The following is a 10,017-nucleotide window of genomic DNA, read 5'->3' as shown; positions in this document are numbered from 1 at the left end:
TTGAGCACACCGCTCACAGTTCTCGGCTCAAAGCAAAAAAAACTTTTCGAGCCAAGTCCTGCTTGGACTTACCCCGCAACGACCCGATTAAATAAAAAAATAAATTTAACAGGTTAAAAAGTGTGGGGTGAGGACAAACAAATTGTGCACATCGGTCGCAGTTCTCGGCTCAAAGCAAAAAAACGCTTTCGAGCCAAGTCCTGCTTCGAATCTGTATTTTTTATCAAAAACATTGCCCTATATTTCCGAATTGATAATTATTGAGAAAAATTAATTTTGGTTTTAAAGGAAACTATTATGAAAAAAATATTATTTGCAACCATACTTTTATCTCTTTTTTGTATTTCCAATGTGTTTGGAACAATTATTGAGAAAGATTACAATTTTGGGGATTACCAAATCCAAAACATAGGCAACTATCAAACCATTCAATTTTGCGATACAAAGTTAGCCGGCAATCTCGGTGAGCCGATTCTTCCCTATCACACCGTTTCTCTTCTGCTTCCCCCGGGTGAAATAGCCGAATCAATCGAAATTTGCGGAAACCAAAAAGAAATTTTATCTAAAAAATTTGAGATATATCCTCGCCAATATTCACATCCTATCTCGAATGGACGATCCGGCGATTTTATCAAACATACCGCAATTTATAACAGCAAAAATTTGTATCCCGCAAAATTACATGGGGAATTAACCACCCAATTTATGAACGGTTATTCCTTTGCTCTTTGCACCTTTACACCGGTTGAATATCTTCCTGCTTCTAAAGAAGTATCCTTTTTCAAAAATGTTACCGTAAAAATTCACACAAAAACAGCACCAAATCAAAATGAAATTTTGCGAAATCTCAACTCCTCCGAAAATATTTTGAGTAAAGTTAAATTTATTGCTCAGAATCCAGAGCAAATCATAAATTACCCTCGCAATCAAATGAGAAATGATGATTACGAACTGCTGATCATCACTCCCGAACAATTTCAGGATGAATATGAGGAACTTATTGATCTTTATTTGATTCGCGGAATTAAGACCGAAATAGTTGCAACCGAATATATTTACGAAAACATTGCCGGACAGGATTCGCAAGACAAAATCAGAAATTATATTATTCAAGAATATCAGGAGCACGGAATTCAATACGCATTACTCGGCGGTGATGTGGAATTTGTTCCTTATCGTGGATTTTATTGCACGGTGCAATCCTCAAGCGTTTACGAAGATGATAACATTCCAGCAGACCTTTATTATTCGGGATTGGACGGTAATTGGAACGAAAACAACAACAATCTTTGGGCAGAACCCGGAGAAGCGGATCTGTTACCGGAAGTGGCAGTTGCCCGTTGCACTTTTAGCAATCAAACCGAACTGGATAATCTTCTTAATAAATCAATCAGCTATCAAAATTCACCTGTGCTGGGAGAACTGGATATACCTTTTCTTGCGGGAGAGCATCTTTGGAGCAATCCTGAAACATGGGGAGGAGATTATCTCGACTTGCTTATCGGATATCAAGATGAAAACGGATATACCACTACCGGAATTCCCGAAGATGATAATTATGAAACTCTCTACGACAGAGATGTGGGAAGTTGGAGTGCTTCCGAACTGATTTCCGCGATAAATTCGGGAAAAAGTTTTGTTCATCATGTCGGTCATGCCGGCACGCAATATGCTTTAAGAATGTCAAATAGCGATATTACAAACAGCAATTTTGCTCAGGCAAATGGCGTAGATCACAACTTTACTTGCGTTTACACTCACGGCTGCATGTGTGGTGGTTTTGACACAAACGATTGCATTGGAGAACGAATGATTAATATTGAGAATTTCGCACCTGCATTTGTTGGTAACTCACGTTATGGATGGTTCAATGAAGGGCAAACCGAAGGTCCGTCCGAACATTTGCACCGAGAATTTATCAATGCTTTATATACAGAACACGCTCCCCGCATCGGAATGACACATCTTCTTTCAAAAATTGCTACTGCTCCCTGGGTTACTGCGCCCGGACAGTGGGAAGAAGGAGCCTTGCGCTGGTGTTTTTATGATTGCAATGTTCTCGGCGATCCGGCAATGGCAATCTGGACAGCCGAACCAATCGAATTAGAGGCTACTTATGAAGATTCCATTCCCATCGGACAACCCATTTTGCAAATCACAGTTTCAAATCCGGAAAATTCCGTTCAAGGTCTTGCCTGCACATTAATGAAAGATGAAATTTTTCACGGTGCTGGGATTGTGGACTCTTTCGGATTGGCTACCATTGAGATTGATCCTTCCATAAACACAGTGGGAGAAGCGGAAATAATAATCTCCGGTTATAATTGCCTCCCAATTTCTTTTCCTATTTCGATTATTTCTAATTCCGGTCCTATGCTGACTCTCGTTGATTACGAAGTCGTGGACGGTAACGATAATATCCCCCAATACGATGAAAATATAAGTCTGAATCTCTTTATTGAAAATGTGGGAATGTTGGAAGCCTTCAATGTTACTGCCACAATTTCTTCACAAGATTCATTCATTACAATTCAGGATTCTTCCTGCGATGTGGGAAATATTCCTCCCCAAAGTGTGGAAGAATTAGAAGAGGTTTTCATGATTCATATTGCTGATAATATTCCGGATCAGCACCAAGCCCTTTTTGAAATTGAATTTTCCGAAAATACCGAAGAATCGTGGATATATGAAATAATTATCACCATAAACGCACCTGATTTAATTTCCGGCAATATATTCGTGGATGATTCCGGCGGTAATTCAAACACAATTATTGATCCCGGAGAAACTGTGCTTCTCACGATTCCAACTTTTAATATCGGAAACGCAACTTCCCCGTTTGCCGTGGGAAATATTTTTTGCTCAAATGAAGATATAACTTTGGGAACACCGACTTTTGATCTTGGTGAAATTACTGCCGGCGATGATGCCCTTGCCCTTTTTTCTGCTACGGCAAGCGAAAATATTCCCATCGGAATATACGTAGATTTCACTTTTACGGTTGATGCAGGGGAATATGGTTTTGAGCAAATATATAGCCTGCCCATCGGCATCGTTCGGGAATCTTTTGAAACAGGTGATTTCTCTTTTATGGACTGGGAATTCGGGGGTAATGCAGATTGGACAATTTCTACCGACGCTTATGAAGGCAGTTATTCCGCTCAATCGGGTGATATTGACAGTAACGAAATGACAGCGATTTCCCTTGAAATACAAGTTGCTACAAATGATATAATAAGTTTCTGGAAAAAAGTTTCTACAGAAGCAAATTATGATTATTTCAAATTTTTTATTGATGAAAATTTGCAAGGAGAATGGGCTGGGGAGATTGATTGGAGCGAAGAAGTTTTCGATATTTCCGCCGGATTTCACAATCTAACCTGGCAATATGAAAAAGACGGATATGTAAATTCCGGCGAAGATTGTGCTTGGCTTGATTACATAACTTTCCCCCCTCTTGGTGAACCTTACTCAAGTGGAAATGAACCTAATATGCTACAAAGCAAACTATTTGTAAATTATCCTAATCCTTTTTACAATTTCACCACGATATCTTTTTCAAGCAGAATGGAAACAGAAAACTCCGAGATCGAAATTTACAATATCAAAGGGCAATGTATCCGCAAATTTAAAATTGAAAACGTAAAATGTGAAAATAATGAAGTCGTTTGGAACGGAAGAAACAGCGATGGAAAACGTGTTGCTCCCGGACTTTATTTTTACAAACTTCGAGCAGACGATTATCAAGAAGTGAAAAAAATGATATTGATAAGGTGATTTTGAATTTTTAAAAACCTCTTATTCACTTTTGGAGTGCAACATCCGTGATGTTGCAGTGTTGTATAAAATATCACGGATATTTTACTCCAAAATGCCATAAATGTATAAAATATCACCCCAGTGAAATCCCAGTGAAATAAAACAGATAAAAGCATTTCACGGGATAAATAAAAAAAATAAAAGCATTTCACCCGAATGAAATATCGAAAAAAATAGATTTCACTGGGCAGGCGGGATAAATAAAACAGATAATCCGCCGGCTGGCGGACACGAGGCAGGCGGATATTTTACTCCAAAACTGTATGATGTGGGTTTACACCTTTTTCTTGGAATTTTTTCGGTGAGTATTTTGCTGCTAAAACGGTAAAATTACTTCCCCAGATCTTTCGTAGATTCCGAAATATCCCATTTAAATGGATTTTTTTTTAATATTTTATAATCAAACCAACCGAAGAATCTGCCCCAAACTTCGAGAAACATTGTGAAAATGATTTTTAAATTTTTTATGGGATTCAAAGAAAATTCTTGAAGAGTGAGCCTAATAATCAAACCTGAATTTTGCGAAGAAACTTTGTAATCCTGATTTTCCTGAAGCCAGAGATGTCCCGCATAGATTCGACGCCTTTGTTTAAGAAAATCGGATACGTTTTCCGGTCCCTTATTATAAACAATCGCCTCGGGAACATACTCCAGTTTTAAATCCTGCTTTCTGATTATTGCCTCGATGCTTGCTTCGTCCACGGCACTTTTTTCGGGAATTTCTTTTACAATATTTCGGAAGGCTGCCATCTCCCCAAGTTTTGGCGAGATCATCGACATTTTGTGGTGCAATCTCCAGAGCATACACACGGCAAAACCGATAAATGTTTTGGGATCATTTACCGGAGTGGGTTTACCTCCAGCCATACCGATTTTGGAATTTTGGAAAGGTAAAACCATCTTTTCAATCGTGTTTTCAGCCGGAATGGTGTCTGCACTTTCGATGAGAACAATTTCATTTTTTGCTTCTTTGAGGAAAAGATTGATCGCAGAAGATTTTCCCTTGCGTTCTTTCTGGATGATCAATTTTATCCTCGAATCGCTTTTGGCATATTCCCGCACAATTTCATCCGTATTATCTGTAGAATTGCTGGAAACAACTATTATTTCTCGCAGTTCAACTTTTTCCAATTTTTGATTTTCAACTGCATCGAGCAGCTGCCTAATATTTTTTTCTTCATTATAGGCAAAAATACCGAGACTGCACGAAATCATATTTGTTTCCCTCGATTTAGGATAGCATCTAGAATTCCATTAATAAATTTGCTGGACTTCAATCCGCAAAAATCTTTTGCAATTTCAACTGCCTCATTAATGACCACAGAACCGGGAGTCTCGGAAAACTTAATTTCCATTGTCGCAATACGAAGGATACATTTATCAATTAAGGAAATTCTGGAAAATTCCCAATTTTTTGAAAAGCGTTGGATCAACAGATCAATTTCATTGAGATGGATAAGAGTATTTTTCACTAAGAAATAAATGAAAGTAGTTTGCGAATCCTTTATTTTTTTGTTTTTAAACTCAAGCGTTTGGTGTAACTTCTTTTCAACTAACCGGCTTATATCGTCTATTTCATCTTCCTGCAATTCCATATCCGGCGAAATAGCATATAAAGTTTGAATGGCAATTTCTCTAGCTTCTCTTCGTAAACTCATAATTACTTTCCCTTTTGATAAGTGAAAATTCTAATCTGTAAATGGCGTGAATCCGTTTGTTTACAAGCAGATAAAAATACATTTCTTGTTGCACGGTAAAGGCGGGTGAAATTAAATCTACTTGACCTTTAAAGTCTCGTGATTTTTTTCAAATATTGATTTTATTCTATCCCATTCGCTTGCAGGTGCCGTATATGAAAGCATTACCGAGCGATCGCCAATTGTAGTATAATAGGCGATACTTTTCATTTTTCCTAACGGATTAACTGTTTCGGTTATTATTTTCACCCAGTCATTCCCCGAAAATTTTTCTTTCGTTACGGAATTCACAGTCATTTGCACATCATCTTCACTATCTTCACGCATTGACATCTTGATTTCTTCCGGATCCATATTGAGAAAATCGTCATCTTCTTCAGACTCGGCAAACATCGCCATAATGGTTGGTTTACTTTGGGATGCGGCCATAAGTTCCATAAAATTGACAGAATCTCCGGATGGCACACTTTCGGATACAATCAACATATCACCGGTCATTAAACCGTTAAAATCCTTGGGAATATCAATTTCAAAACCGATCTCAGCATTCACATAATGCCCCGGTTTGACGGCACTCGAAGAAGATATTTTGTTAATCATATTTAGAATATCTGCCATAGGATCTTCATTTGATTGAGGGTCTTCTGCAAATACAGACGATGCGACCAAGATGATAAACAGTGTGAAAATTATTGAAACCTTATTTTTCATAGTTCTTTCCTTTAGAAATAAATTCCATTGATTTGTGGAATTGAATTAACAACATAACTTTATTGAATTTTTCGCAACAAAAACGTTTTCGGCAATATTGGTGTCAAGTAATGAGCAATAATCATTACTCTTGCAACGGAAAACGGGATTACGGAATACGGAAATATTTTGCTATTTGGGACGGGAAAAATGAGCAGGGAAAACGTGTTGCTCAAGGAGTTTATTTTTATAAAATAGAAACAGCAGAGAAAACAACGGTGAAGAAAATGCTGTTTGTAAGATGAATTGCGGATTACCTCAACCCAAAACTCTGAACTCCAAACTCACAGAAAACTTGACAAGATTTTCAATGCCATTCCTAAATGTGGACCTAATTGGGATTGCAAAAAAATCAGAATTCACGAGCCAAGAAAAGTTAAAAATGAAGATAAAAAACATAGGTAAAAAGGTTAAGTCGTTTATTTGCTCTTTCCTGAAAAGGGAAAGGCAATCCCAAAACCCCTTCAATAAATTTTCACTTCTTAGTTCTATTTTTGCATCACTCCAAAAACGAACAGGTTTTTTAATTTTTCATTTTAAATTTTTAATTTTAAATTTATTTACCCCCCCCCAACTTACTAATATACCGCAAGTTACACTTTTATCTTTTTAATAATAAATTATCATTAACCAAACTCGGGAAGAACAAATTTATTTTGATAATGTCTTTTCTGTTTTTCTTCTCGGGGCAGAAGAGACTTTAATATGGACGATTGTTATTGGAGATGAAACTGGAAGGTCTAATAATGCTAATTGAAATTTCCTTATTAGAGAATACTTTTCACTCGCAACCGGAGTGCGAAGAAAATTTTTAATAGGTTAATAAAATTAAAAAGGAAAAAACAATGTTTAAAAAATTTGCAGTAATAATAGCAGTGCTTGTATTATTTGCAAGCGTAAATGCATTTGCCCAATCGTTTGACGTAGTTGTGCATAATGTTCAGAGCGGTTCCCCAGATAATGTTTATTTGGAGGGAAATCTGAATGGTCAGGGTATGGTTCCTCTAGGTTCTCAACCTGCTCCTTCTGGTTCTGGTTATACAACGGTTACTTTCAATGATATATACACAAGTTCATCATGTGTATATACACAATTAAAAGCTACCCAAGGTACGAGAACAAAAACCATAACAGGTAATTTCGCTCCTTTCTCCACATACCATATCTATCTCCCTGGTGACATTCCATGGGATGATACAATCCCTGAAAATCATTAGATAATCAAATAATACCCGATATCCCACTTGGTGATGTCGGGTATTCTATTCATATTAATTAGAATAACATAAGGACGTGTTTATGAAAAACAAAACTTTAATTATATTAATAATTATTTTGAGTTTCAACTTAAATTTATTTTCAATTGAATTCAACTACAATAGAATTTGCGACTTTCATATTGGTGGCTGGTATTTGCCATGGACTATTAGTGAAAAATGTTCTGTATTAGATTCTAATTATATGTATTATCCAAATAGATACGGTGTTGATGTAATTAATATAGATAATAGCACAGGTAATCTTACAAGAGCAGTTTTAAAAGGTTTGCCGGGCTTAACTAATGATGTAATAAGAAAAAACAACTATATTTATACATTATCTTTCAATCAATCTTGTTTAAATCATTATAGATACTACATATTTAAAATAGATATTAGTACTCCGACAAATCCGGTTGTTGTGGATTCATTATTATTTGAAAATACTTATGTGATAGAGGCTTTACATTATTACAATCATACATTACTTTACCAGCAAAGTAATCCTGATAGCAATATTGAAAAATTAATATTTTTCAATGAAGATTTAGAAGAAATAAATTCTGTCCAGATATTATCAATAACTTATCCTATTAATGATACCCTTTTTGCAACAGGTGACGGTCAATCAGCAGATGGCTTTAATATTTACAATATCTCAGATATTAATAATATTTTTCTCCAAACTCATATTGACTTATCGAATTCTCCTTCTCCGATACATGAGGGTAATATACAGCAAATTGACAGCAACACAATTGTAAGATGTTCAAACGGCGGACTTGTGTTTTGGGATATCTCCGATATTGAAAACTGGCAGTTTATCTCCGACTGTGCAACCGATTCGGGAGTTGACCGTATTGCAAAAAAAGATAATTATATTTATGCTCCTCAAAGTTGTGATTATATAGAGTCAATAGATATTTCAGATATTAATAATCCCACTCACCACTCCTGTTATTATTTTACCGAAGAACAAAAATATTTTTCTGAGATTTGGTTTATAAACCCAACATTGAAAATAAATAATGATTTTGCCTATATGGGAACTATGCAAGGTGGAATATATAAATTTGGCATTGATAATGGAAATCTAAATTATTCAAATTCATATTTGGAGAATTCTAATCCTCGTGGTTATATGTCTGCAGACAGTTTATTGATTGATAATTATTTCTTTGTTCCAACATCTTATGATGGTATCCAGATATATGACATATCGAATCCTTACGAACCGGAACTTATTTTGACAATAGTTGATAGTTGTAAAATATTTAGTGTGCAAAAATTAAATTCGCTTCTTTGTGTATGTTTTGTTAATCGACAGATGGAAATAAAACTGGGTATTTTCGACATTTCAGAACCGAATAATCCCATATTTTTATCAGAGCAAAACATCGAATCGGTTTGTTCGTTATTAAAAAATAATAATGAGCCTAATAGCATATATTTACATCATTATTGGCTAACAGATAAAATAATAAAATATGACCTATCTGATCCTCAAAATCCGGAAATAGCCTTTGAGTATGAACTGCCATATAGAATATCAGTAACCGGATTATTTCATGAAGGTTATTTCTATGCTTTAGAGAGTTCATCATCATATCAAGATTTGTATATTTTTAGTGGATTTGAAGAAAATGAACCGACATTGGAACAAACCTTATATAATTTTAGCCCTTATGAATCTGATTGTACTGTTATAAATAAAATAGGTAATTATTTTCATATTGACCCTGAATTGAGAAACGGAATTGCTGAAGAGAAATTCTATGAATTTGTTAATCCTTTTGAGCTGGTAGAAAAATTTTCAATTGAAGATCGTTGGGGTAGATTTGGAATAATATTTAACAACATTTTGTTTAAACGCGACTATTTTGGAACTAGGTTATTTGATTTAAGCAATAATCCTTCCGGTTATATAGAACCATTTAAAAATATTTATTCCTTTTCAGGTTATCCCAAATTATCATTCTTTAATCAAAATAACAGCAATTATTTTATTAGTTGCCAATTAGAAGGTGTTTCAATTTATTCCTATACTATAGAAAACTCCATTAATGAAGAAGGTTTTAATAGCAATACATCAACAAAGCAATTCCCCAACCCCTTCACCACCTCAACCACCATCTCCTTCACTACCAAAACTCCCATAGCCGAAAATCAGCAAATAGAAATATTCAATATAAAAGGGCAAAAAGTGAAAACGTTAGAAGCAACGGAAAACGGGATTACGGAATACGGAATACGGAAATATTCCGCCACTTGGGACGGGAAAAATGAGCAGGGAAAACGGGTTGCTCAAGGAGTTTATTTCTATAAGGTTGAAACGGGTGAGAAAACAGTGGTGAAAAAAATGTTGCTGATTAGATAGGTTGTTTTAAACAAGCGTGTTGCAAATATGCAACTTTTATCGAAATTTTTTGCATTTTTGCAACAAATTTTGATCAATTGGTAAGTTGAAAGCATTCAGAAATATTTCATAAGTG

At 35.4% G+C, this 10,017-nt stretch carries 7 protein-coding genes; 4 read left to right on the top strand and 3 right to left on the bottom strand.

Translation table 11 applies throughout. The features are described 5' to 3' along the window. Positions 1–297: 297 nt before the first annotated feature. The gene (locus tag U9P79_08980; GenBank protein ID MEA2104754.1) at positions 298–3,777 is read left to right on the top strand and encodes a C25 family cysteine peptidase; all 3,480 of its coding nucleotides are present in this window, start codon (positions 298–300) and stop codon (positions 3,775–3,777) included. Between the two features lie 372 nt (positions 3,778–4,149). Here U9P79_08980 and U9P79_08975 read toward each other — a convergent pair whose 3' ends face one another. From U9P79_08975 to U9P79_08965, 3 genes are all read right to left on the bottom strand, one after another. Further along, a complete protein-coding gene (locus U9P79_08975; GenBank protein MEA2104753.1) occupies positions 4,150–5,034 on the bottom strand; it encodes a glycosyltransferase in 885 nt (294 codons plus the stop codon). Next, positions 5,031–5,477, bottom strand: a complete 447-nt coding sequence (gene nusB / locus U9P79_08970) for a transcription antitermination factor NusB (GenBank protein MEA2104752.1) — start codon at positions 5,475–5,477, stop codon at positions 5,031–5,033. The genes U9P79_08975 and nusB overlap by 4 nt, the downstream gene beginning before the upstream one ends. A gap of 117 nt (positions 5,478–5,594) precedes the next feature. Continuing rightward, positions 5,595–6,227 carry a hypothetical protein gene (locus U9P79_08965; protein ID MEA2104751.1) on the bottom strand — a complete coding sequence of 211 codons (633 nt, stop codon included), beginning with the start codon at positions 6,225–6,227 and terminating at the stop codon, positions 5,595–5,597. Between the two features lie 110 nt (positions 6,228–6,337). Here U9P79_08965 and U9P79_08960 point away from each other — a divergent pair, with 110 nt between their 5' ends. The 3 genes from U9P79_08960 (at position 6,338) to U9P79_08950 (ending at position 9,902) form a co-directional block, all read left to right on the top strand. Further along, positions 6,338–6,511 carry a hypothetical protein gene (locus U9P79_08960; protein MEA2104750.1) on the top strand — a complete coding sequence of 58 codons (174 nt, stop codon included), beginning with the start codon at positions 6,338–6,340 and terminating at the stop codon, positions 6,509–6,511. A gap of 600 nt (positions 6,512–7,111) precedes the next feature. After that, the gene (locus U9P79_08955) at positions 7,112–7,483 is read left to right on the top strand and encodes a hypothetical protein (protein MEA2104749.1); all 372 of its coding nucleotides are present in this window, start codon (positions 7,112–7,114) and stop codon (positions 7,481–7,483) included. 82 nt (positions 7,484–7,565) lie between these two features. Beyond that, positions 7,566–9,902, top strand: coding sequence for a T9SS type A sorting domain-containing protein (locus U9P79_08950; GenBank protein MEA2104748.1), 2,337 nt, complete (start codon positions 7,566–7,568; stop codon positions 9,900–9,902). The last annotated feature ends 115 nt before the right edge of the window (positions 9,903–10,017 follow it).

This window comes from Candidatus Cloacimonadota bacterium, assembly GCA_034661015.1.
In the GTDB taxonomy this organism is placed as follows: Bacteria; Cloacimonadota; Cloacimonadia; order JGIOTU-2; family JGIOTU-2; genus JAYEKN01.
This window is presented reverse-complemented; position numbering and strand designations above follow the sequence as displayed.